The organism is Tsukamurella sp. DT100, from assembly GCF_049844855.1.
Classification (GTDB): domain Bacteria; phylum Actinomycetota; class Actinomycetes; order Mycobacteriales; family Mycobacteriaceae; genus Tsukamurella.
Window position 1 is genome coordinate 181,072 of sequence record NZ_JBNCLV010000011.1, and the last position, 23,029, is coordinate 204,100.

25 protein-coding genes are annotated in these 23,029 nt (G+C 71.3%); 16 read left to right on the forward strand and 9 right to left on the reverse strand.

The window, feature by feature from the left end; translation table 11 throughout:
• Positions 1–86 precede the first annotated feature (86 nt).
• Complete coding sequence (gene rlmN, locus ACLQ3K_RS23310) at positions 87–1,199, forward strand: 23S rRNA (adenine(2503)-C(2))-methyltransferase RlmN (RefSeq protein ID WP_426001840.1); 1,113 nt, start codon at positions 87–89, stop codon at positions 1,197–1,199.
• Position 1,200: 1 nt separating this feature from the next.
• Here rlmN and ACLQ3K_RS23315 read toward each other — a convergent pair whose 3' ends face one another.
• Complete coding sequence (locus tag ACLQ3K_RS23315) at positions 1,201–1,464, reverse strand: DUF2631 domain-containing protein (RefSeq protein WP_426001841.1); 264 nt, start codon at positions 1,462–1,464, stop codon at positions 1,201–1,203.
• A gap of 122 nt (positions 1,465–1,586) precedes the next feature.
• On the opposite strand from ACLQ3K_RS23315, the gene ACLQ3K_RS23320 reads away from it, so the two are divergent.
• Together ACLQ3K_RS23320 and ACLQ3K_RS23325 are read left to right on the forward strand one after the other, a co-directional pair.
• Positions 1,587–1,904 (forward strand): DUF952 domain-containing protein, encoded by a 318-nt coding sequence (locus ACLQ3K_RS23320; protein ID WP_426001842.1) that lies wholly within the window; start codon positions 1,587–1,589, stop codon positions 1,902–1,904.
• A 75-nt stretch (positions 1,905–1,979) separates the two neighbouring features.
• A complete protein-coding gene (locus ACLQ3K_RS23325) occupies positions 1,980–2,525 on the forward strand; it encodes a Uma2 family endonuclease (protein ID WP_224651524.1) in 546 nt (181 codons plus the stop codon).
• A gap of 13 nt (positions 2,526–2,538) precedes the next feature.
• Here ACLQ3K_RS23325 and ACLQ3K_RS23330 read toward each other — a convergent pair whose 3' ends face one another.
• Both ACLQ3K_RS23330 and ACLQ3K_RS23335 read right to left on the reverse strand, forming a co-directional pair.
• A complete protein-coding gene (locus ACLQ3K_RS23330; protein WP_426001844.1) occupies positions 2,539–4,365 on the reverse strand; it encodes an SIP domain-containing protein in 1,827 nt (608 codons plus the stop codon).
• Between the two features lie 86 nt (positions 4,366–4,451).
• Positions 4,452–5,441 carry a DUF1707 SHOCT-like domain-containing protein gene (locus ACLQ3K_RS23335; protein ID WP_426001845.1) on the reverse strand — a complete coding sequence of 330 codons (990 nt, stop codon included), beginning with the start codon at positions 5,439–5,441 and terminating at the stop codon, positions 4,452–4,454.
• Between the two features lie 45 nt (positions 5,442–5,486).
• On the opposite strand from ACLQ3K_RS23335, the gene dxr reads away from it, so the two are divergent.
• From dxr to ACLQ3K_RS23355, 4 genes are read left to right on the forward strand one after another with little or no spacing between them, the layout of a single operon-like run.
• Positions 5,487–6,638, forward strand: a complete 1,152-nt coding sequence (gene dxr / locus ACLQ3K_RS23340; RefSeq protein ID WP_426001879.1) for a 1-deoxy-D-xylulose-5-phosphate reductoisomerase — start codon at positions 5,487–5,489, stop codon at positions 6,636–6,638.
• Positions 6,639–6,660: 22 nt separating this feature from the next.
• Entirely contained in the window at positions 6,661–7,896 is a 1,236-nt protein-coding gene (locus ACLQ3K_RS23345; RefSeq protein WP_426001846.1) for a M50 family metallopeptidase, read from the forward strand.
• Positions 7,897–7,912: 16 nt separating this feature from the next.
• Entirely contained in the window at positions 7,913–9,061 is a 1,149-nt protein-coding gene (ispG, locus tag ACLQ3K_RS23350) for a flavodoxin-dependent (E)-4-hydroxy-3-methylbut-2-enyl-diphosphate synthase (protein ID WP_068524936.1), read from the forward strand.
• Between the two features lie 50 nt (positions 9,062–9,111).
• Positions 9,112–9,945: a GNAT family N-acetyltransferase gene (locus ACLQ3K_RS23355; RefSeq protein WP_426001847.1), complete on the forward strand. Its 834-nt coding sequence runs from the start codon at positions 9,112–9,114 to the stop codon at positions 9,943–9,945.
• An 18-nt stretch (positions 9,946–9,963) separates the two neighbouring features.
• Here ACLQ3K_RS23355 and ACLQ3K_RS23360 read toward each other — a convergent pair whose 3' ends face one another.
• Positions 9,964–10,278 carry a hypothetical protein gene (locus tag ACLQ3K_RS23360; protein WP_426001848.1) on the reverse strand — a complete coding sequence of 105 codons (315 nt, stop codon included), beginning with the start codon at positions 10,276–10,278 and terminating at the stop codon, positions 9,964–9,966.
• Between the two features lie 137 nt (positions 10,279–10,415).
• On the opposite strand from ACLQ3K_RS23360, the gene ACLQ3K_RS23365 reads away from it, so the two are divergent.
• The 3 genes from ACLQ3K_RS23365 (at position 10,416) to ACLQ3K_RS23375 (ending at position 12,718) form a co-directional block, all read left to right on the forward strand.
• Entirely contained in the window at positions 10,416–11,522 is a 1,107-nt protein-coding gene (locus ACLQ3K_RS23365; protein WP_426001849.1) for an agmatine deiminase family protein, read from the forward strand.
• 121 nt (positions 11,523–11,643) lie between these two features.
• Positions 11,644–12,207, forward strand: a complete 564-nt coding sequence (locus tag ACLQ3K_RS23370) for a TetR/AcrR family transcriptional regulator (protein ID WP_426001850.1) — start codon at positions 11,644–11,646, stop codon at positions 12,205–12,207.
• Positions 12,208–12,241: 34 nt separating this feature from the next.
• Positions 12,242–12,718: a DUF456 domain-containing protein gene (locus ACLQ3K_RS23375; protein ID WP_426001851.1), complete on the forward strand. Its 477-nt coding sequence runs from the start codon at positions 12,242–12,244 to the stop codon at positions 12,716–12,718.
• On the opposite strand, the gene ACLQ3K_RS23380 is transcribed toward ACLQ3K_RS23375, so the two are convergent.
• From ACLQ3K_RS23380 to ACLQ3K_RS23395, 4 genes are all read right to left on the reverse strand, one after another.
• Positions 12,715–13,089 carry an ion channel gene (locus ACLQ3K_RS23380; RefSeq protein WP_426001852.1) on the reverse strand — a complete coding sequence of 125 codons (375 nt, stop codon included), beginning with the start codon at positions 13,087–13,089 and terminating at the stop codon, positions 12,715–12,717. The genes ACLQ3K_RS23375 and ACLQ3K_RS23380 overlap by 4 nt on opposite strands.
• Positions 13,090–13,109: 20 nt before the next feature.
• Positions 13,110–13,409 carry a type II toxin-antitoxin system PemK/MazF family toxin gene (locus ACLQ3K_RS23385; RefSeq protein ID WP_426001881.1) on the reverse strand — a complete coding sequence of 100 codons (300 nt, stop codon included), beginning with the start codon at positions 13,407–13,409 and terminating at the stop codon, positions 13,110–13,112.
• Positions 13,410–13,414: 5 nt separating this feature from the next.
• A complete protein-coding gene (locus ACLQ3K_RS23390) occupies positions 13,415–13,720 on the reverse strand; it encodes a hypothetical protein (protein ID WP_426001853.1) in 306 nt (101 codons plus the stop codon).
• Between the two features lie 64 nt (positions 13,721–13,784).
• A complete protein-coding gene (locus tag ACLQ3K_RS23395; RefSeq protein WP_426001855.1) occupies positions 13,785–14,765 on the reverse strand; it encodes a hypothetical protein in 981 nt (326 codons plus the stop codon).
• A 73-nt stretch (positions 14,766–14,838) separates the two neighbouring features.
• Between ACLQ3K_RS23395 and ACLQ3K_RS23400 the strand changes: the two genes are divergently transcribed.
• Positions 14,839–15,570: an SDR family NAD(P)-dependent oxidoreductase gene (locus tag ACLQ3K_RS23400; RefSeq protein ID WP_426001856.1), complete on the forward strand. Its 732-nt coding sequence runs from the start codon at positions 14,839–14,841 to the stop codon at positions 15,568–15,570.
• 86 nt (positions 15,571–15,656) lie between these two features.
• Here the strand turns inward: ACLQ3K_RS23400 and ACLQ3K_RS23405 are convergent, their stop codons facing one another.
• Positions 15,657–16,949, reverse strand: a complete 1,293-nt coding sequence (locus ACLQ3K_RS23405) for an acetyl-CoA C-acyltransferase (protein ID WP_426001857.1) — start codon at positions 16,947–16,949, stop codon at positions 15,657–15,659.
• A gap of 133 nt (positions 16,950–17,082) precedes the next feature.
• Here ACLQ3K_RS23405 and ACLQ3K_RS23410 point away from each other — a divergent pair, with 133 nt between their 5' ends.
• The 5 genes from ACLQ3K_RS23410 (at position 17,083) to ACLQ3K_RS23430 (ending at position 23,010) form a co-directional block, all read left to right on the forward strand.
• Positions 17,083–18,921, forward strand: coding sequence for a penicillin-binding transpeptidase domain-containing protein (locus ACLQ3K_RS23410; RefSeq protein WP_224649919.1), 1,839 nt, complete (start codon positions 17,083–17,085; stop codon positions 18,919–18,921).
• A 258-nt stretch (positions 18,922–19,179) separates the two neighbouring features.
• Positions 19,180–19,773 carry a GNAT family N-acetyltransferase gene (locus ACLQ3K_RS23415; protein WP_426001858.1) on the forward strand — a complete coding sequence of 198 codons (594 nt, stop codon included), beginning with the start codon at positions 19,180–19,182 and terminating at the stop codon, positions 19,771–19,773.
• A complete protein-coding gene (gene map / locus ACLQ3K_RS23420; protein WP_336670546.1) occupies positions 19,770–20,639 on the forward strand; it encodes a type I methionyl aminopeptidase in 870 nt (289 codons plus the stop codon). Before ACLQ3K_RS23415 ends, map begins: the two co-directional genes overlap by 4 nt.
• A gap of 2 nt (positions 20,640–20,641) precedes the next feature.
• Complete coding sequence (locus ACLQ3K_RS23425) at positions 20,642–22,171, forward strand: cobyric acid synthase (RefSeq protein WP_426001859.1); 1,530 nt, start codon at positions 20,642–20,644, stop codon at positions 22,169–22,171.
• A gap of 5 nt (positions 22,172–22,176) precedes the next feature.
• Complete coding sequence (locus tag ACLQ3K_RS23430; RefSeq protein WP_336670544.1) at positions 22,177–23,010, forward strand: alpha/beta fold hydrolase; 834 nt, start codon at positions 22,177–22,179, stop codon at positions 23,008–23,010.
• The last annotated feature ends 19 nt before the right edge of the window (positions 23,011–23,029 follow it).

Consider the following 23,029-nt stretch of genomic DNA (forward strand, 5'->3'; position numbering starts at 1 on the left):
TCGAGCGGGCCCTCACGCGGGGACGCGCGGTGGCTCGGATCACGCTGGTCGGCGCCGCGCCGTCGACGTGGGAGAATGGGGGAGTTATGAGCACCTCCCTGCCTCTGGTATTCGACGCGCCCAAGCGCGGCAAGCCCCCGCGCCACCTGGCCGACCTCACCGACGACGAGCTGCAGCAGGCCGTCGTCGACCTGGGGTTGCCCAAGTTCCGCGCGAATCAGCTCGCCCGCCACTACTACGGCCGGCTCGAGGCCGACGCGGCCACGATGACGGACCTGCCGGCCGCGGCGCGCGGCACCGTCGGCGAGGCGCTCCTGCCCGAGCTGATGACGCCCGTGCGGCACATCGCCACGGACAGCGGCACCACCCGCAAGACGCTGTGGCGCCTGCACGACGGCACGCTGCTGGAATCCGTGCTCATGCGGTACACCGACCGCGCGACGCTGTGCATCTCCAGCCAGGCCGGCTGCGGCATGGCGTGCCCGTTCTGCGCCACCGGCCAGGGCGGCCTCGACCGCAACCTGTCGACCGCGGAGATCGTGGACCAGGTCCGCAGCGCCGCGAAGGCGATGCAGGACGGCGACGTGGCGGGCGGCCCGGGCCGGCTGTCGAACGTCGTCTTCATGGGTATGGGGGAGCCGCTCGCGAACTACAAGCGGGTGGTGCAGGCCGTGCGGCGCATCACCTCGCCGGCCCCCGAGGGGATGGGCATCTCGCAGCGGCACGTCACCGTCAGCACCGTGGGCCTGGCGCCCGCGATCCGGAAGCTGGCCGACGAGGGCCTGTCGGTGACGCTCGCCGTCTCGCTGCACACCCCCGACGACGAGCTGCGCGACACGCTGGTGCCCGTCAACAACCGGTGGAGCGTCGCCGAGGTGCTGGACGCGGCGCGGTACTACGCCGACCGGACGGGCCGGCGGGTGTCCATCGAGTACGCGCTGATCCGCGACGTGAACGACCAGCCGTGGCGCGCCGACATGCTGGGCGAGAAGCTGCGCAAGAAGCTGGGGCAGTTCGCGCACGTGAACCTGATCCCGCTGAACCCGACGCCGGGCAGCGAGTGGGACGCCTCACCGAAGGATCGGCAGGACGAGTTCGTGCGCCGCGTGATCGCGCAGGGCGTTTCGTGCACCGTGCGCGACACGCGGGGCCAGGAGATCGCGGCGGCCTGCGGTCAGCTGGCCGCCGAGGAGAATTAGCTCAGTGCTTCCACTTCTTGCGGCGGGTGGAGATCCAGTTGATGAGGATCACGCCGAGGATGGCCACGGCGAAGCCGATGAGGAAGATGTCCTCGGTCTTGCCCTGGTGGTTGCCGATGTTCATCAGCAGCAGGAGGACCGCGAACAGCACGCCGGCGATCTTCGCCGCGTTGGGGGCGTTGCCGCTCCAGCCCCAGTCGCGCGACGGCACGTCGGCCTCGTCGACCTTCGAGGTGGTCTGACGCTCCAGGTCGGTGGTTGCCACTCGCTTCTCCTTCGTCGCTTCCTCAGCTGAGCACCGGGCCGGGCCCGGGATACGGATGAATCCTATCCCGCTACGACCGTGTGTCGTACGAGGGGCGGCGATTCCTCGGTACCGTGGCGCCGGTGATCTTCCATCTGGCTCTCGTGACCGACTGGGACGCCGCGCGCGCGGCCGGTGAGTACGCGGTGTCGACGCGCGGCGCGACGCTCGCCGACGTCGGCTTCGTCCACTGCTCCACCGCCGCGCAGTGGCGGGCCGTGCGGGACCGGTTCTACGCCGACCTCCCCGCATCGGACCTCGTGCTGCTGTCCATCGACCCGACGGGGCTCGACGTGCGGTACGAGCCGCCCGCGCCCGGCGTCGACGAGCTGTTCCCGCACGTCTACGGCCCGATCCCGGTGTCCGCGGTGGTCGGCGTCGAGGCCCTGTCGGCGGAGTGATGGCGGCATAGACTGAGCCGGCGAAACCTGTCAGACCGAGGATCTACCGTCATCGCCACGAGAGGAGGTGCCGACATGGCTCAGCCGACGTACTCGTTCCCCGACTACTGGGGCGAGGCCGATCTGGAGGATCTGCCGGACGACGGGCACCGCTACGAGATCGTGGACGGGAGCCTGCTCATGACGCCACCACCGTCACAGGGCCACCAACGCATCGGCGGGAACCTGTTCATGGCGCTCCGCCTCGCCGTGCCGGACGGTTGGCGCGTGCTCTACGAGATCGGCGTCAGGGTGCCGGGTGGGAACTTCATCCCCGACATCGTGGCTCTGAGACCCGGCGCCGCTCCGAACGTGGAGTGGAGTGAATCCGACGACGTCGCCCTCGTGGTCGAGATCGCATCGAAGTCCACGCGGGTCACGGACCGGACGCTCAAGGCGGCGAAGTTCGCGGAGGCCGGAATTCCGTCCTGCTGGCGCGTCGACGCCGACGGCACGGTCACGATCCACACCGAGCCCGTCGACGACGAGTACACGCAGGCGGCCGTGGTCCGTCCCGGAGAACGGGTGCTCATCGAGCAGCCCTTCCCGGTCGAGTTGGTGCCGGCGGACCTCGTCGACTGACGGCCGCAGCCGGTCAGGCCCCGCTGTATTCGACGACGAAAGTGCCCCAGCCGAGCGGTGCGATGCGGTGCGCGCCGCCGCCCGCGAGGGCGCCCAGCTCCTCCGCCGTCCGTAGGCCCCCTCCGTAGAGGCACAGGTTCCGCAGGTCGTCCTCGGTCTCGTGATCGTCGGTGGTGGCCGGGTCGAGCACGTTTCCGACGAAGACCACTCGATCGGCGCTGCCGCGCAGCGTGGTGACGAGCAGCTCGGCGTCGGCGTCCGGCAGCGTCTGCAGGAGGTCGATGCCCACGACGAGGTCGTAGCGCTGCGGCAGCGCGGCGAAGACGGTGCCGGGCGCCGCCGTCACCCGGTCGCGGCGCTCGGGCGCGACCACCGCGATCTCCCGCTCGACGGTGCTCGGCATGCCGATGATCGCCACGGTCACGTCGGGAAGCAGGCGCGCCAGGTTGTCGGCGTACACGCCGGCGCCGTCGCCGAAGACCGCGACCGTGCGCACGGATGCGAAGTCGACCGCCTCGGGCAGGGCGGGCGCGCGGTAGGTGGCCCAGCGACTCGCGACGGAATGCAGCTGCTCGGCGAGGTTCTCGTCCGCGGCCCGCGAGCTGCGGAGATCCCCGCCCTCGAAGGGCGCCGCGGTGCCCGTGCGGACCGCGTCGACCAGGTGCACGAAGGACATGTCCAGGCGGGTGCGCACCTGGTCGTGGTGCAGGCTGCCGGCGAGGAGCTCGTCGGGGTCGGTGAGCAACTCGCCGCGGCCCGTCAGGGCGTAGCCGTTCCCGCCGAGCGCGACGAAGCCCATCAGGGCGAGGTGCCGGAGCAGCTTCTCCGTGGCGCGGGCGTCCGTGCCGCACGCGGCCGCGATCGCCGCCGCCGTGCTCGCCCCGTCGTCGATCGCGGCGAACAGCCCCAGCGTGACCGCGGCGCGGACCGCGAAGGGCGGCAACAGCTCCGTCATCTCGTGGATCTCCGAGAGGATGTTCTCGTCCTGGCTGGTGTCCACCAGCTGGTCGTCGCCGTCGACGGTGGCGACCACGCGGTGGCGCCAGTACCCGGTGATCTCGACGCGGTCCTTGGCGAGGCCCTTGTCGTTCTTCGCCCAGCGGCGCAGGGGCTTGATGCCCAGGGTCTCGCCGGCGACCCAGAGGTAGGGGCACTCGCCGCGCCACGCAACGTTCTGCACCGCCTCGACCATGCGGGACTCGCCGTCGGCCTCGGAGCGGTACAGCCAGACGAACTCGACGTCCCCGTCGGTGGCGAGCTCCTGGTGGTGCCCGGGCTCGGCCACCTCGATCACCGCGGTCGCCTTGAATCCCGCGGGCAGCATCTCGATGCAGCGGCCGATCGCGGGCAGCGCGGTCTCGTCGCCCGCGATCAGCAGCCAGTCGGTGTCGCGGGGGAGCGCGGCCGAGTGCTTGGGGCCGGCGATCAGCACCTTCGACCCGACCTCGACGCGGCGTGCCCAGGTGGCCGCGAGGCCCGTGCCGTGCAGCACGAAGTCGATCGTCATCTCGCGGGCCTCGGCGTCGAACTCGCGCACGGTGTACGTGCGGGCGTGCTCGAACGAGCCGTCGGTCCAGTCGACGCGGCCCTGGTCGGTGTTCTTGGGCACCTCGAAGGGGAACTCGCCGGTCTGCAGGTCCGGCAGCAGCACCTTGACGTCGTCGTCGAAGCCGGTGCTGTGCACCGCCGGAAGGTCCACGCCGTCGCGCACGTGCGGCCCGATGGCGTCGCCGCCGACGACGATGCGCCGCATCCCCGGCGTCACGTCCGACACCCGCAGCACGTCGAACTCGCGGAGGCAGATCGGGAACACCGCGCCGTCGCGGAGTGTGCTGGCCATCGTGGACGTCCCTTTCGTCGGTTTACCGTGCAAGGCTAGCCTGCCCTGTTGAACCGGTGCCGACGGCGGACCGTCGGGCGGGGTCGTCAGTCGACGACGGTGCCGTCGGGGGCGAGGATCAGCGTGGGGGAGGCGTCGTTCGGGCCGCTGTAGGCGATGGTCACCGCGCTCGCGGCGAACTCCACCGACGTCGGCTCACGGACCGCGCGCGTGATTCCCGGCGCGTCCGCGATCGCGGCGGTGATCCGATCGAGGTTCATCGCCGTGGGTGCGAAGCCCGGCGCGTCGGCGTTGCCCCGGTCGTACGGGGCGTACTTCCACACCCCGCCGGAGAGCGTCCACTTCTGGCTCCGCGACGGATCGTCCGCGCGCACCACTTCGGCGTTGGCGCTCCACTTCGTGACGGACAGCGAGATCACCGAGGTCGGGGCGAGGGCCGTGACCATCGATTCGTAGGCCTTCCGCACGTTCGTCGACGCCATGGGGTTGCCCACGAGGGCCACGCCGTCGATGGGCGGCTGGTCGCGAGGCATGTCGGGGACCGACCTGCCGTTCTCGTCCTTGCAGTTCTTACCGTCACCGTCGCACATCGTGAACCCCGGCTTCGCCCCGAGGGGGCCGACGCCGGTGTCGTCGCTCTTCCCGATGTTCGCGCCGATCACGATGAGGACGATCACGACGGCCGCGGCGGCCAGCATCGACGCGACCGTGCTGGTCGTCCGGTCCGACCCGGTGCCCCCGGACGACGGTCCCGCCGGGGTGGGAGCTGCGGGTCGCGGCGCGGCCGGCGGGGCGGGGTGACGCGGCGGCGCCACGGCGGGCGCCGGTGGGGTCGGGGGTTGCACGGGCGGCAGGAGGAAGGTCGGCGTCGGGACCTGGAGGTCCGCGACGGTCGCCCCGAGCTCGCCCAGGGTCCCCGAGCGCAGGGCTCGCGCTACCCGCTCGCGATGCTCGAAACCGTCGAGCTGGCCGTCGGCGAGCGCGCCGTCGAGCAGGCCCATGACCTGCTCGCGGTCGGCGTCGCGGGCCCGCTTCCCCGACGATTCACTCTGGGTTGGGTCGAAGTTTTCCGACATGCATTCAGCGTAGCGTTCGCGACCGCACGGGGCGCGACTCCTAGGCTGAACCCCGTGACCACCCGCGTCCTCATCCTCGGCAGTACCGGCTCCATCGGCACCCAGGCGCTGGAGGTGATCGCCGAGAACCCCGACCGGTTCGAGGTGGTCGGCCTCGGCGCCGGGGGCGGCAACCCCGAGCTCCTCGCGCAGCAGGCGCGCGCCGTCGGCGTCGACGGGGCCCGGATCGGCATCGCGGACCCGGCCCGCGCCACCGGCTTCGACGGTGCGCTGACCGGCCCGGACGCCATGACCCGCCTCGTGGAGACCGTCGAGGCGGACGTGGTGCTCAACGGCGTCGTCGGCAGCCTCGGCCTGGGCCCGACCCTCGCGGCCCTCGACAGCGGCGCGCGGCTGGCGCTCGCCAACAAGGAGTCCCTGGTCGCGGGCGGATCGCTCGTCCTGAAGCGCGCCGCCGAGGGGCAGATCGTGCCCGTCGACTCCGAGCACTCCGCCATCGCGCAGTGTCTGCGCGGGGGCACTGCGGCCGAGGTCGACCGACTGATCCTCACCGCGTCCGGTGGGCCCTTCTTCGGGTGCACCCGCGCCGAGCTCGCCGACGTGACGCCCGAGCAGGCGGGCAAGCACCCCACCTGGTCGATGGGGCCGATGATCACGCTGAACTCCGCGACGCTGGTCAACAAGGCGCTCGAGGTGATCGAGGCGCACCTGCTGTTCGGCGTGCCTTACGACCGCATCGACGTCACGGTGCACCGGCAGTCCGTCGTGCACTCGATGGTCACCTTCGTCGACGGCGCGACCATCGCCAAGGCCTCGCCGCCGTCGATGAAGCTGCCGATCGCGCTGGCCCTCGGCTGGCCCGACCGGGTGCCCGGCGCAAGCGCCGCCTGCGACTTCACCCAGCCGCACACCTGGACCTTCGCCCCCGTCGACGACGAGGCCTTCCCCGCGATCGCCGTCGCCCGCGACGCCGGCACCCGCGGCGGCAGCCTCACCGCCGTCTTCAACGCCGCCAACGAGGTCGTCGCGCAGGCCTTCCTCGACGGCCGCACGTCCTTCCTCGCCATCGTCGACACCGTCGCGCAGGTCGTCGCCGACGGTGCCCAGTGGCGGGCTGAGCCGCGCGACGTCGCGGACGTGCTCGCGGCGGAGGAGTGGGCCCGTCGCCGGGCGTCCGAGCTGGTCGGGCTGGTCTGATCCGCCCGGTATTCTGGACGTCATGATGTACGCACTGGGGATCGCAGCGTTCGCGCTGTGCATCCTGGCGTCGATCGCCTGGCACGAGTGCGGGCACATGTGGGCGGCGCAGGCCACCGGCATGAAGGTCCGGCGCTATTTCATCGGCTTCGGGCCCACCCTGTGGTCGGTGCGCCGCCCCAAGACGGAGGACGGCATCGAGTACGGCGTGAAGGCGCTGCCGCTCGGCGGCTTCTGCGACATCGCCGGGATGACCCTGTTGGACGAGCTGAAGACGCCCGTCGAGCAGGAGAAGGCGATGTACAAGCAGGCCGCGTGGAAGCGGCTGTTCGTGCTGTTCGCCGGCCCGGGGATGAACTTCATCCTCGGCGCGCTGTTGATCTACGGCGTCGCGGTCACCGCGGGCCTGCCGTCGACGACCGCGACGCCGCGCGCGGCCGTCGCCGCCACCGGCTGCGTCGCCGACGCCACCACCAAGCCGACGAAGGAGCAGCCCAGCCGCCCGGTCGGCGAGTGCCGCCCGAGCCCCGCGGCGCAGGCGGGCCTGGTGCGGGGCGACGTCATCGCCTCCGTCAACGGCACCGCGGTCGACGCCGACACGGTCTTCGACGCCCTGCAGAACACGTCGGGCGCGATCGTCCTCGGTATCGAGCGCGACGGCCAGCAGCGGACCGTCTCCATCGACCCCGTGACCAGCAAGAAGTGGCGCCCGTCCGAGGACAGGAAGGAGCTCGTCGAGGTCTCCGGCCCGACGATCGGCATCAGCGTCGGCACCCTCGGCGTGACCGAGCACTACAACCCGATCACCGCGATCGGCGGCACCGCCGCCTTCACCGTGGACCTGGGGCACAAGACGATCGTCGCGATCGGCCAGCTGCCGCAGAAGATCCCCGCCCTGATCGACGCGATCAAGGGGGAGGAGCGCGGCCTCGACACCCCGCAGTCCCTGGTCGGCGCGTCGATGATCGGCGGCGAGGTCGCCGAGCGCGACATGTGGAGCGTGTTCTTCCTGCTCCTCGCCGGCCTGAACCTCATGCTGGGCCTGATCAACCTGCTGCCGGTGCCGCCGTTCGACGGCGGTCACATGGCAGTGGTGATCTTCGAGAAGCTCCGCGACCTGGTCACCGGCCGCAAGGGCGGCCCCGTCGACTACATGAAGCTCGCGCCGCTGACGTACGTCGTCCTGGCGCTCGCGGGCGGGTACATGTTGCTCGTCCTCACAGCCGACATCGTCAATCCGATCAAGCTCTTCAACTGAACTGGAGTAGCAGGAAATGTCCGTAGGTTTGGGAATGCCGGCAGCCCCGGCCCCGACGCTCGCACCCCGTCGTAAGACCCGTCAGCTCAACGTGGGCGGCGTCGGCGTCGGCAGCGACAGCCCCATCTCGGTGCAGTCCATGTGCACCACCAAGACGCACGACGTGAACGCCACGCTGCAGCAGATCGCCGAGCTCACGGCGTCCGGCTGCGACATGGTGCGCGTCGCCTGCCCCCGGCAGGAGGACGCCGATGCGCTGCCGATCATCGCCAAGAAGGCGAACATCCCGGTCATCGCCGACATCCACTTCCAGCCGAAGTACATCTTCGCCGCGATCGACGCCGGCTGCGCCGCGGTGCGCGTGAACCCCGGCAACATCAAGGAGTTCGACGGCCGCGTCGGCGAGGTGGCGAAGGCCGCCGGCGCCGCGGGCATCCCGATCCGTATCGGCGTCAACGCGGGCTCGCTCGACAAGCGGCTCATGGAGAAGTACGGCAAGGCCACCCCGGAGGCGCTGGTCGAGTCCGCGCTGTGGGAGGCGAGCCTGTTCGAGGAGCACGGCTTCGGCGACATCAAGATCTCCGTCAAGCACAACGACCCGGTGATCATGGTCGAGGCCTACCGGCAGCTCGCCGCGCAGTGCGACTACCCGCTGCACCTCGGCGTCACCGAGGCGGGCCCGTCGTTCCAGGGCACCATCAAGAGCGCCGTGGCCTTCGGCTCCCTGCTCTCCGACGGCATCGGCGACACGATCCGCGTCTCCCTCTCGGCCCCGCCGGCGGAGGAGATCAAGGTGGGCGACGCGATCCTGCAGTCGCTGAACCTGCGCCCGCGCAAGCTGGAGATCGTCTCGTGCCCGTCGTGCGGCCGCGCGCAGGTGGACGTCTACAAGCTCGCCAACGAGGTGACCGCCGGACTCGAGGGCATGGAGGTCCCGCTCCGCGTCGCCGTCATGGGCTGCGTCGTCAACGGCCCCGGCGAGGCCCGCGAGGCCGACCTCGGCGTCGCGTCCGGCAACGGCAAGGGCCAGATCTTCGTCAAGGGCGAGGTCATCAAGACCGTCCCCGAGTCCAAGATCGTCGAGACCCTGATCGAGGAAGCCCTGCGCATCGCGGAGGAGTCGGGGGATAGTGAGAGCGGAACGCCGGTCGTCACGGTGTCGTAGGTCGCGGCCCGCCGCTGCGTGCGGGCCGTGCCAGGGTTGAGGAGTCTTCAGTGTTGAGGATGCTGCACGAACGGCCGGTCCCGTCGCGGGACCTGCCGAGGGTGCTCGCCGTCCTCGACGACGATCCCGTGGCCGCGTGCATGGTCGCCGGCCGCGTGCAGGAGTGCGGCACCGAACCCGGCCGCCTCGGCGGCGAACTCTGGACCCACCGCGATGTGGGCGATTCGCTCTGTTTCTCCGGCGCCAACCTCATGCCGCTGCGCGGCGACCTCGAGGACGTGCGCTACTTCGCGGGCCGCGCCGGGCGCGGGCACCGGACCGCCGCGTCGGTCGTCGGTCGCGCCGAGATGGTGCTGCCCCTGTGGGAGGGGCTCGAGAGCTCCTGGGGCCCGGCCCGGGAGGTCCGCCCCGAGCAGCCGTTGATGACGATGAGCGAGCCCTCCCGGTTCGCGCACGCCGGCGTCCGGCCGGCCAGGCTCGCCGAGCTCGACCGCTACCTCGACGCCGCGATCGCCATGTTCACCGCGGAGGTCGGGATCGACCCGCGGGGCGCCGACGGGGGCCGGGCCTACCGGCGCCGGGTCGCCAACACCATCCTCGCCGGGCGCGCGTACGTCCTGTTCGACGGTGCCGAGGTCGCCTTCAAGGCGGAGGTCGGGGCGGTCTCGCGGACCGTCGGGCAGATCCAGGGCGTCTGGGTGCGGCCCGACCTGCGGGGGCAGGGGCTGGGCGGCGCCGGCACCGCCGCGGTCGCGGAGGCGGTGCTCCGCTCGGGACGGTTGCCCAGCCTGTACGTCAACAGCTTCAACGTCGCGGCCCGTCGCGCGTACGAGCGCGTCGGCTTCCGCCAGGTGGCGACGTTCGCCACCGTCCTGCTGGCCTGATCCTTCGCGCGGGCGACGTCAGATGAACAGCGCGATCCCCATGCCGCCGAAGGCCAGTGCGATCGCGACGACGTAGATCACGAGGAGCCGGCGATAGCGCCGGGGCGCGTCCTCCTCCGCGTACGAGTTGCTGAGCACGCCGACCAGCACCGTGAGCATCAGCGCCGCGGAGCCGAACAGCGTCACCACGATCACCCAGTCCGTCGCGCTCTCGACGGGCGCCTTGCCGTCGACGCGAATGGCCCACTGGGCGAGGAAGTTCAACAGGAATCCCAGGATGATGCCGAGGGACGTCACCATCGGTTGGCGCGCCTCGCGGATCTGATCGCTCATGCTTCACGCTCCTTCGTCTCGGCGGTAGGACTAGCGGCCGCGACTTGACTGAAAATTCAGTCAGGAATATCGTGGAGGGACGGCAGGGGCCCGACCGGTGCTGACCGCCGTGCACGAGACGAAGAGGAACACCCACCATGCGACGTCGCACCTTCCTGCAGACCTCGATCGCCGCCCTCGGCGGCCTGCTCCTGACCGGATGCGCCGACGATGCCGCAGGCGCGCCGCAGCCCCGCGCCGGCGGGCCCTGGCTGATGCCCGAGGAGGGGACCCGGCACGCCCGGACATGGATGGCCTTCGCCGCGAGCGATCGCATCTGGGGTGCCGACCTGGTCCCCACGGTCCAGAGCGACCTGGCGCTGATCGCGACCACCATCGCGCGGTTCGAGCCGGTCTCGATGCTCGTGCCGCCGGGGCAGATGGCGCAGGCGCAGCGCCTCGTGAGCGGCTCCCGCGTCGAGCTCGTCCCGCGCGAGCTCGACGACCTGTGGGTCCGCGACACCGGGCCGACGTTCGTGAAGAACGGGCCGGCGAAGGCCGGCGTGGACTTCAACTTCAACGGCTGGGGCGCCAAGCAGCGCCACCGGCGCGACCGGGAGGTCGCCGGGTTCGTGACCGGCCGGGTCGGCGTGCCCCCGCTGCGCACCGACTTGGTGCTCGAGGGCGGAGCGCTCGAGGTCGACGGCGAGGGGACCGCGATCATCACCGAGAGCTGCGTGCTCAACGACAACCGCAATCGCGGATGGACGAAGACCGAGGTGGAGGACGAACTGCGCGAGCTGCTCGGGATTAGGAAGATCATCTGGCTGCCGGGGATCGCGGGCGAGGACATCACCGACGGGCACACCGACTTCTACGCGCGCTTCGCGCGGCCCGGAGTCGTGGTCGCCGGGCTGGAGACCGACCGGGACTCGTTCGATTACGACGTGACCCGCAAGCACCTGGAGATCCTGCGCGCCGCGACGGACGTGCACGGCAACCGCCTGCGCGTCGAGGTGATGGAGAGCCCGTCATCCGTGCGCGAGGAGTTCGCGAGCGACGACTTCGCCGGCGGCTACATCAACTTCTACGTGTGCAACGGCGCGGTGATCGGCCCGGAGTTCGGGGCGAAGGACACCGACGCCGCGGCCCGCGCGACGATGCAGCGGCTGTTCCCGGACCGGCAGGTCGTCCAGATCAACATCGACGGGATCGCGGCGGGCGGCGGCGGCATCCACTGCACGACGCAGCAGGAGCCCGCGTGACGCACCGGCCACCGTTCATCCGGGCGGGGGCGTACCGGATCCCGTCGTGCCCGGCACCGTCGTGCCCGGCACCGTCGCGCCCGGCAGGAGGCGCGGCAGCGCTCCGATACTGTGAGGCCCCATGAGCGACCGCCGGACCCAGATCATGCAGGCCGCGGTCCGCGTCATCGCGCGCGACGGTGTCCGCGGCCTCCGGGTGGAGAAGCTCGCCGCCGAGGCGGGCGTCTCCACCGCGTTGATCTACTACCACTTCCACGATCGCGACGGGATCGTGCGCGCGGCGTTCGAGCAGATCAACCGCACCGCGGAGGCGTACACGGAGCCGCGGGCCGATGCCGGAGGTCCGCGCGAGCAGCTCCAGGCGATGCTGCTCGACGAGCTCCAGGACGCCGACGATGTGCGGACCACGAGCATCGCCTGGGGGGAGCTCCGCGCGAGCGCCGTCTTCGAGTCGGCGCTCCGGGAGGATCTGCGCGCGGCCACCGACTCCTGGGACCGCGATGTCGCGGCACTGATCGAGCGGATCCCGGCGGCGGCGGGCCGCGATGCCGCGGGGATCGCGACCCGGCTCACGGCCCTGGTGGAGGGGCTCAGCGAGCGGTGGCACAGCGGATCCCTCACGCTGGACCGGGCCCGGGCGCTGCTGATCGACGCGGTGGAGTCGGAGCTGCGTCCGGTTCGGTGACCCGCGGTCGGCGCCCCGCGGCTACTCTTCCTGCGTGAACGCATGGGGGTACGCGGCGGTCGTCGCGCTGATGGTGATCGGCTTGCTGGGGATCGTCGTCCCGGTCCTTCCGGGGTCGTCGCTGGTGGCGCTCGGCATCCTGATCTGGGCCATCTTCACGGGCGGCAGCGCCTGGTGGGTGTTCGCCGCAGCGCTGGCGGTGATGGTGCTCGCGTGGGGCGTGAAGTACCTCGTCGGCGGCCGCACGATGGCCAAGGCCGGGGTGGGGAAGTGGTCGCTGGTGGTGGGCGGCATCGCCGGCATCATCGGCTTCTTCGTGATCCCCGTCGTGGGCCTGATCATCGGCTTCATCGGCGGCACCTTCGCCGCCGAGGCGATCCGGCTGAAGGACGCGAAGGCCGGCTGGCAGGCGGCGCTCGCCGCCACGAAGGCCGCGGGCCTGCTCATCCTCATCGAGCTGGCCGGGGCGCTGGGCGCCATCGCGATCTCGCTGGCGGCGGTCCTGACCTAGTTCTCGTCTTCGTCGCGGGCGCGCTTGTCGGTCAGCCGCGTCACGCGGTCCGTGTTGTTCTGCACGATCGACCGCGCGAGCGAGCCGCCGACGGTGACGAACAGGCCGACCACGAGGATCGCGTAGACCAGGGTGAAGATCTTCGAGATCGTGAGCGTGGGGCTCAGCGCCCCGCCGCCCATCGGCAGCCCCACCGAGACCGCGTAGAACAGCGAATCGATCACCGACCACTTCTCGGTGAGGGTGTAGAAGGCCGTCGCCGCAGTGACGATGAGGACGAGGCTCAGCATCGCGGCGCGCATCGCCGGTTCCCGCCAGCTGGTGCGGATCGCGCCCGCGAGTCTCTTGAACATCAGCGTCAGCCCCAACACGACCCCAGCCTATCCACGGGTCAGGGAAGGGCGATCCGCAGCGCGGCGCTGACCATCTGCATGGTCTGCGGCGACAACGTGCCCGCGTTCTCGGTCAACTCGTCCTGGTAGAGCTGGACGAGGTCGTCTACCAGCACGAAGCCGACGAGCGGGTCGGCGGTGGAGAGCGGGACCACGGTCGGCACGTGCGAGTTCCGCCCTGTGGTCGTGATCCGCGCGGCGAGAACAGTGTCGAGGTTCCGGTTCCGCGCGTTGTTGCTGAGGATCACCCATGGCTTCGGGCCGTATCCGAGGTCGGTGCGGAACACCTGGCCGCGCAACGCCGTCACAGTCCGGCCTCACGTCGCGTGACGTACCGATCGCGGGCGGCCCGCCGCGAGGCGTTGTGCTCCGACGAGTTGAACTCCTCGGCGAGTTGCGCGTACCCGTCTTCAACGGCCTGCTCCTGCAGCGCCGCCGCTCCGGCCTGGAGGAGGGCGCGGAGGCTGGAGGCCTCGGACTTCACGTCGCCCGCACCGTGCTCGGAGGCCCAGCGGCGCAATGCCTCCGCTGCGGGCGACCCTGCTGTCAGGAACGGGCTGATCGCGGCCTCGTCCGAGTCGCGGAGGATGAGGCTCACACGCTTGCTCATGTCCATGATTTTACACCTGAATCAAGTGCATATCGTTCACGATTCCAGTGCCCGACACGACCATCTACGCCGCGCGACGAGACCGGAACGGGTAGTCGGGCTGCCGTCCATGCTCGAGGAAGGCGATGGCCCGGTCGCGGAAACGGGTCCCGGGACGCGCGGCGAGGTGCTGCGCCGGGTCCCAGACCACCCAGTGCAACTCGGTGGCGAGCGCGTTCGCGAACGCCAGCACCTCGTCGAAGGCATCGGTGATGCGGTGCGCGTTCGGTGCGATCGGGAATGAGATCACCATGATCCCGCCTTTGCGGACCTCCAGTACGACGCCACTTTCGGCATCGGCGAAGATCTCGGTATCGAGTCGACCCCACCGGACCTCCATGTTCTGGACGAGGTGCAATCCACCTGCGTAGTCGGCGCAGAATCGCCGGACGGCCATGAGCTGCTCGTCGCGATCCGAGTCTCCGTAGCCGTTGAACAGGGATTCGGTGTCCGGGTCGCGATCGAAGGCGGCGTCGTACTCGCGGCCGTAGTCGCGGTCGTCGGAACGACTGAAACCGTTGTGGTAGTTGTAGCCCAGCGGATCACGGCTCCCGCAGTCGCGGCACTCGTAGCTGCGTTCGTAGCTACGCGCGTAGGAGTCGTAGCCGTATCCCTCGCGCCTGCCTCGGGGCCCGATCACGAACGCGTACTCCTGCGCGATCGGGCCGTTGAGGAACTGCGTCGTCACGCTGGCTTTCGTCGCGCGGATCTCCGACCGCGATCCGTCGGGACCCTGCGCCACGACTGTGCCCTTGATGACGTGACCCATCGGCTTGAGGTAGTGGCGAACGAGGAATCGGAGCCACTCCGCCGAGCGATCGAAGTCGGGGTCCCGATCCCAGACGATCGTCGTGCCGTCCAGGTTGGACACCCAGTGGCATGCGCCACGCGGAACCTTCGCCCGCTCCGGCACCGGCAGACTCTGCGCGGCGATCGCCTCTCGCTCCTCCATAGTGAGGGGCGGGTCGACCGCGAACTCGCCCTCGAATGACACCTCGTTGATCATGGGTCCTCCGATCGTCTCTTCCTCTTACCAATTGGACGCACGGACCGCCGGATCGGTTCCGTAGGGTGACGGCATGCATCGGGATACGGCGGCACTGTTCGACCTCACCGGCCGCACGGCGCTGGTCACGGGTGCGAGTTCGGGGATCGGGGCGGCCATCGCGGAGGCGCTCGACGGTGCCGGCGCCCGCGTGCTCCGGGCGGGCCGCGACCGCGACCGCCTCGGCGCCGACGGGATCAGCGCCGACCTCACGCGCGGCGCTGCTGAGCTGATCGAGCAGGCCGACGCCCGGGCCAACGCCGTCGACATCCTGGTCAACTGCGCCGGCAGCAACCCGCGCCCGCCGCTCGGCGACATCGACGACGCGCTCTACCGCGAGATCCTCGCGGTCAACCTCGACGCCCCGTTCCAGCTCGGGCAGCACTACGGGCCGCGGATGGCCGCGCGGGGCTGGGGCCGGATCATCAACGTCGCATCGACGCAGGCGCACCGCGCGTTCGGCAACAGCGGCGCCTACGGCGTCGCCAAGGCCGGCATCGCCGGGCTCACCCGCTCCCAGTCGGAGGCGTGGGCACCGTCGGGCGTCACCGCGAACTCGCTGACGCCCGGACTGGTCGCGACGCCGATGACCACCGCCGTGCTCGCGGATCCCGCACGCGCCGAGTACTTCCGGCGTCGCGCGCACACCGGGACGCTCGGCGCACCGTCGGACTTCGCCGCCGCGGCGATCTTCCTGGCCGGACCCGGCTCGGCCTTCGTGACCGGGCAGAACCTCTGCGTCGACGGCGGCCTCTCGGTGACCTGAGGCTGGGGCCGGTCGTGAAATCGGCCGATTTCTCCGTCAGGAGGCCGATATCGCCCTCGTGAACCGGAAATCGGCCGGATTCACGACTACACGCGCTCGAGCACCACGCTCGCGCCGTGCCCGCCCGCAGCGCAGATGCCGAGGAGTGCGGTGTCCTTGCCGGAGAGCGCGAGTTCGTTGGCCATCGTCGTGACCATGCGGGCGCCGGTGGCGCCGAACGGATGTCCGATCGACACGGAGCCGCCGTGCACGTTGAGCTTCTCCGGATCGATCTCGCCGACGGCCTCGTCGCGGCCGAGTCGCTCGGCGGCCCACTCCGGGCTGGCGAGCGCGTCGAGGACGGAAAGGGTCTGCGCGGCGAAGGCCTCGTGGATGTCCACGAGGTCGACGTCCTCCAGCTTGAGGCCGGCCTTGTCCAGCGCGCGGGGCATCGAGATCGCCGGGCCGATGAGCACCTCGTCGGCCGGATCGACGCTGACGTAGCTCCACGAGCGGATCGCGGCCAGGGGAGTGAGGCCCAGCTCGCGGGCCTTCTCCTCGCTCATGATCAGGACCGCGGCGGCACCGTCGGTGAGCGGGCTGGCGTTGCCGGCGGTGACGGTGCCCTCGCGCTCGAAGGCGGGCTTCAGCCGCGCCATCTTCTCGGCGCTCGTGTCGCCGCGCACGAGCCCGTCGCGGGCGATGGTCGTCCCGTCGGGCGTGGTCACCGGCACGACCTCGCGGTCGAACCGGCCCGAGGCGATCGCCGCGGCGGCGCGGGCGTGCGAGCGGGCGGCGAACGCGTCCTGCGCCTCTCGCGTGATGCCGTGGATCCGCGCCATCTTCTCGGCGGATTCGCCCATCACCTCGCCGGTGGTCCGCTCCTCGATGCGCGGGCGGCTGGGAAGGAGGCCGGTGAACGGCGCCAGGCCGATCGCGGCGTCGAGGTAGGCGCGGGGCGAGGGCTTGCCGAGGGCGAGGGGAGCGGCGGCCTGGACCAGCTTCTGCGGGAGGTTGACCGCGGCGTTGGAGACGGAGTCGGAGCCGCCGGCGATCATCACGTCGTACTCGCCGCGCTCGATCGCCGCGGCGGCGGTGGTGACGGCCTGGAGGCCGGAGGCGCAGGCGCGGGTCACGGTGTGTCCCTCGACGCCGTGCCCGAGGCCGAGGTCGAGCGCGATCTCGCGGGCGATGTTGGGCGCGCCCGCGGGCAGGATGACGCCGCCCCAGACGATGGCCTCGATGCGGTCGGCGACGGCGGGAACACGATCGAGGAGGCCGCGGACGGCGTGGTCCGCGAGCGCGATGCTGTCGAGGTGGACGTAGGCGCCGAAGGCGCGGACGAACGGGGTGCGCGCGCCGGAGACGATGACGGCGCGACGGCTCTGTGGAGTGGTCATGCGGCGATCTTACTCACGAGTCAGTTCCCGTGGGTGACCCCGGTCACGGCGTTTCGGCCGTCACCTGCGCCCCACCGGTCACACCCCAGCGCGGCAACCCGAACCGGGCGGCGCACCGTCCTACGCTGGGCCGGTGAAGAAGCCGATGCGCCGCGCCGTCGTGATCGTCGCCCTCGTGGCGCTGGTCGCGACCGGCGGCTGCTCGCCGGCGAACACCAACGGCCCGGGCCCGCTCGCGGTGCGCTTCGGCGCCGCGCTCGCCGACCACGACCTCGACGCCGCGGCGGCGCTGACGACCACGCCCGAGTCGGCGAAGAAGGCGCTGCAGGCAGCGTTCGCCGGGCTGCAGGCCCGGGGCGTGCAGCTCAAGGTCGGTCAGGTGCGGACCACCGGGGCGACCAGTCAGGTCGAGTACGAGTACATCTGGGACCTGCCCGCCGAGCAGGGGCGGTCGAGCCGGTCGTGGGACTACCGCGGCACGCTGACCGGCGTCCAGGAGAACGGGCAGTGGCGGGTGCGGTGGGCGCCGTCGGTGCTGCACCCGCGGCTCGGTGCGAACCAGACGATGGTTCTCCGCGCCCTGCCCGCCGACAAGGCGCCCGTGAACTCGGCGTCCGGCGGCTCCGTGCTCGTGCCGGGCGTCATCACCCGGATCCGGATCGAGGCGTCCAAGGTCGCGGCGCCGACGACGGTGCTCGACGTCGCCGGCCAGCTGACCCGCGCGCTGCAGCCGATCCTGCCCAACCTCGACCCGGTGCAGATCACCGAGCAGGCCACCTCGCTGAGCGCCCCGTACACGGTGGCCTCGGTGAATCAGGACGACCTGCGCAAGCTCGCCGGCGACGTGACGTCGCTCCCGGGGGTCACCCTCGTCGAGCAGGCCGATCTGGTGCCCACCGACCGCACCTTCGCGCCCGCGCTCATGTCGTCGATCAAGCAGAACGTCACCGGCGATCTGGCGGGCAAGGACGGCTGGGAGGTGATCGCGCAGGCCGACACCGGCGCGCGGGTCTCCACGCTGTCGACCACGGCGGCGCAGCCGGCGCCCGCGGTGTCGGTGAGCATCTCGCCGATCGCGCAGGCCGCCGCGCAGGCAGCCGTGAACACCCGTCGCGACCGGCAGTCGATGATGGTCGTGATCCAGCCCTCGACCGGCAACGTGCTCGCCGTCGCGCAGAACCCCGAGGCCGACAAGCTCGGCTCGCTCGCCACCTCGGGCCTGTACCCGCCGGGCTCCACCGGCAAGATCGTCACCGCGACCGCGGCGATCTCCGCGGGCATCGCCACCCCGGAGACGATCGTCCCGTGCCCGGGCACCCTCACCATCGGCGAGCGCGAGGTACCCAACTACAACCGCTTCGCCCTCGGCGACGTGACGATGCAGCGCGCCTTCGCCCGCTCCTGCAACACGAGCTTCGCCTTCCTCGGCGCCAAGCTCAAGCCCGAGGCGCTCAACACTGCGGCCGCCGAACTCGGCATCGGTCCCGACTACGCCATCGCCGGTCTGCCCGTCTCGTCCGGGCAGTACCCGCTGCCCAAGGCCATGGTCAACCAGGTCGAGGACAGCTTCGGCCAGGGCGAGGTGCTGGTCAGCCCGTTCGCCATGGCGCTCGCCGTCGCGTCCGTCGCGCACGGCGGCGCGGTCACCCCGCAGCTCCTCCTCGGCAAGCCCACCAAGGTCGACGGGGAGCGGCCCCCACTCGACGTGAAGGCCGCCGACGGCGTGCGCGCCATGATGCGCGAGGTCGTCGCCTCCGGTACCGCCGAGCTGATCCGGGGCTCCGGCGACATCCTCGGCAAGACCGGTGAGGCGGAGGTCGACGGTGGCTCGCACGCCTGGTTCGTCGGCTACCGCGGCGATCTGGCCTTCGCCACCCTCGTCGTGCTCGGCGGCAGCTCCGACAACGCCGTCGCGGTCACCAAGGAGTTCTTCGACCGCTTCGACGCCCCCGTCTCCGCCGTGCCCAACTGAGGATCGGTGCCGACCCGGGAATCAATGCCCACCTGGTGCGGGTTCGTTCCGGCTCGGGGAGGACAGTGTCGGACCTATGGCATCGTGACCGTCAGTGACAATTCCGACAGCGGTGACCGTGTGTCCGAATTGTCACTGGCGGTCACGATTTCATAGCCATGTGGCGGCGCGCGACCCCGCGCCGCCCTTCGGCGAACAGGACCACACGCCGGGGAAATGCGATTGCCCGTGCGAGTCAGATCGGGCAGGGTCGGCGACATGGGCATCGAGCTGATGGCACCGACGGCCGACTGGCACGACGAGTGGCTGCGCAACGTCGCGGAGTGGGGCGACGTGACGCACCACCCGGGCTCCGGCAGTGCCCTGGCGCGCGACCTGGACCTGACGGCGCCGTCGGACTTCGCGACCTGGGTGGATCGCATCAACGAGCAGGCGATGATCGACCGCAGCGGCGACCGCGTGCCCGCCACGAGCTGGTGGATGGTCGACGGTGACCGGTACCTCGGGGCGATCCAGCTGCGGCACGAGCTGAGCCCGCTGCTCGCCGAGCTCGGCGGCCACATCGGCTACCACGTGCGGCCCTCGGCGCGGCGGCAGGGCGTCGCCGCGACGGCGCTGCGCGAGGTGGTCCGGCGCGCCGCGGGATTCGGGCTGACCGAGGTCCTCGTCACCTGCGACGAGAACAACCTCGCCTCGCGCCGCACCGCGGAGTCGGCCGGCGGCGTGCTCACCCGGATCCGCCCCGTCGACGACTTCGGCATCGGCCACGACTTCCTCGAACCCGTCTGCCACTACTGGATCCCGACCGGGCCGGACGGGGAGCGTGCGGCGCCGATTACGCTGAACGGATGACCCGCGCTGCACTCGTTCCCGGCACCGTCTCACCCCGTCTGGCCGTCCCGGCGAAGATCGTGCGACCCGAGTACGTCGACAAGCCGTCGGCGAACGAGGGCAATGAGCCGTGGGTGCAGACCCCGGAGACCATCGAGAAGATGCGGGTGGCCTCGCGGATCGCCGCCGACGCGCTGCAGGCCGCGGGCGCCGCGGTGGCGCCCGGCGTCACCACCGACCACCTCGACCGGGTGGCGCACGAGTACATGCTCGACCACGGCGCCTACCCGTCGACCCTGGGCTACCGCGGCTTCCCCAAGAGCTGCTGCACCAGCCTCAACGAGGTGATCTGCCACGGCATCCCGGACTCGACGGTGATCGAGGACGGCGACATCGTCAACATCGACGTCACCGCCTACATCGACGGGGTGCACGGCGACACCAACGCCACCTTCCTCGCCGGCGACGTCTCCGAGGAGCACCGCCTGCTGGTCGAGCGCACCCGTATCGCCACCGAGCGCGCCATCAAGGCGGTCAAGCCGGGGCGCGAGCTCAACGTGGTCGGCCGCGTCATCGAGTCCTACGCGAATCGCTTCGGCTACACCGTGGTCCGTGACTTCACCGGCCACGGCATCGGCGAGACCTTCCACAACGGCCTCGTCGTGCTGCACTACGACGAGCCCAACGTCGAGACGGTGCTCGAGCCCGGCATGGTCTTCACCATCGAGCCCATGATCAACCTCGGCGGCCTCGACTACGAGATCTGGTCCGACGGCTGGACCGTCGCCACCACCGACAAGAAGTGGACCGCGCAGTTCGAGCACACCCTCGTCGTCACGGACGACGGTGCCGAGATCCTCACCCTGCCGAGCGCCCCCACCGCGTAACCGTGCGCGGTGCACTCCTCCTCGCCGGCGCCACCTCCGACGCCGGGAAGTCCACCGTCACGGCCGGACTCTGCCGTCTCCTAGCCCGACGGGGCGTGCGCGTCGCGCCGTTCAAGGCGCAGAACATGTCCAACAACTCCGTCGCCACCGTCGAGGCCGACGGCACCAGCGGCGAGATCGGGCGCGCCCAGGCGACCCAGGCGCTCGCGTGCGGCCTGGCACCGTCGACCCGGTTCAATCCGGTCCTCCTCAAGCCCGGCAGCGACCGCCGCAGCCAGCTGGTCCTGCACGGCAGGCCGGTCGGCGACGTGGGCGCGCGCGACTACGTCACCCGGCGGCAGTGGCTGCTCGACGAGGTGACCACCACGCTGCGGGCCCTGCGCGAGGAGTTCGACGTGGTGCTCTGCGAGGGCGCCGGCAGCCCCGCCGAGATCAACCTGCGGGCCACCGACATCGCCAACATGGGACTCGCGCGGGCCGCGAACCTGCCGACGCTGATCGTCGGCGACATCGACCGCGGGGGAGTGCTCGCGCACCTCGCGGGCACCGTCGCCGTGATGCCGCCCGAGGACCAGCGCCTGGTCTACGGCTTCCTCATCAACCGTTTCCGCGGCGACGTCTCGCTGCTCACGCCCGGCCTCGAGCAGCTCGAGGAGATCACCCGGCGACCCACCCTCGGCGTGCTCCCGTACCTCACCGACCTCTGGCTCGACGCCGAGGACTCGCTCGCCGCGCTGGGCGCGGACCTCGTCGGCCGGGGATCGGCGCACCCCGACCCGATCCGCGTGGCCGCGGTCGCCCTGCCGCGCGTCTCCAACACCACCGACGTCGAGGCCCTCGCGTGCGAGCCGGGCCTGACGGTCCGCTGGACCACGCGGCCCGCCGACGTCGCCGACGCCGACCTGGTGGTTGTCCCCGGCAGCAAGAGCACCGTCGGCGACCTCGGCTGGCTCCGCGAGCGCGGCCTCGCCGACGCCCTCGTCCGTCGCGCGGCCGCAGGCGGCCCGATCGTCGGCATCTGCGGCGGTTACCAGATGCTCGGCCGAGGTATCGCCGACCCGAACGGCGTCGAGGCGGCGCCCGGCACCCGCGTCGACGGCCTCGGGATCCTCGACCTCGATGTCGAGTTCGCGCGTGCCAAATGCGTGCGGAACGTCACGGGAACCGGGCTCGGCGTGGCGGCGACGGGCTACGAGATCCACCACGGCACCGTCGTCCGGAACGCGGAAAACCCTGCGCTGCACGGCTCGGACGGCCCGGAGGGGGCGCTCACGCCGAGCGTGCTCGGCACGCACTGGCACGGACTGTTCGGCTCCGACGATTTCCGCCGGGCGTACCTCGCCCGGACCTTCCCCGGCCGGGACCTCGGGCCCGTAGCGAGCTTCGACGGTGCCCGCCTCGCCCAGCTCGACGCCATCGCCGACGCGCTCGAGGAACACTGCGACATCGACGCGATCCTGAGTCCTTTGCATTCCCCTGTCGCGTTTTCGGCGATCCTGCCGACCATCCGGATCATGAGTGACTACCGTTGACCACCATGCCGATCGATTCAGCTGACACGGTGCAGGTGCCCGCGGGCTCGTGGACCTTCGACGTGTCGGTCGGGGGGTCTGAGCACGGCGTACCCGTACTGCTGCTGCACGGATTCCCGCAGACCGAGGAGTGCTTCGACCAGGTGCGGGAGCGCCTCCACGAGGCGGGACTGCGCACCATCGCGCCCCGCCAGCGCGGCTACAGCCCGGGCGCCCGCCCGGTGGGGGTCGATCAGTACACGATGAAGCACCTCGCCGAGGACGCCGCGCGCATCCTCGACGCGCTCGAGGTGCCCTACGCGCACGTCGTCGGCCACGGCCTCGGCGCGACGGTGGCGTGGCACTTCGCCGCCGCCTATCCGCTGCGCGCCATGAGCCTGACGGCGGTCTCGTTCGGCCACCCGTCGGCGTTCGGCGACGCGATGGCCAACGATCAGGACCAGCGGCAGCGTTCGCGCTACCTGGAGCTGTTCCTGCGGTCCGGCGAGGCGGAGAAGGCGCTGCTCGCGAACGACGCGCGCACGCTGCTCGCCACGGCGCCCGGCGGCGGGATCGACGCCCTGGCGGACGAGCCGACACTCACGGCGGCGCTGAACTGGTACCGGGCGAACCTCGCGCCGGGCGGGGAGGGGCTGGACTGCCCCGTGATCGAGGTCCCCACCACCCTGGTGTGGGGCACCCGCGACGCCATCGCCGGCGCCGCGCAGGCCAAGGGCACCGCGCACTACCTCCGGGCCGACTACCGGCTCAGCGAGGTGCCCGACGGTGACCACTGGCTCCCGCTGCGCGCCCCCGCGGCCCTGGCCTCGGAGATCGCGCTGCGGACGCTCCGGAACTGACCGCGCCCGCGCGCGGCCG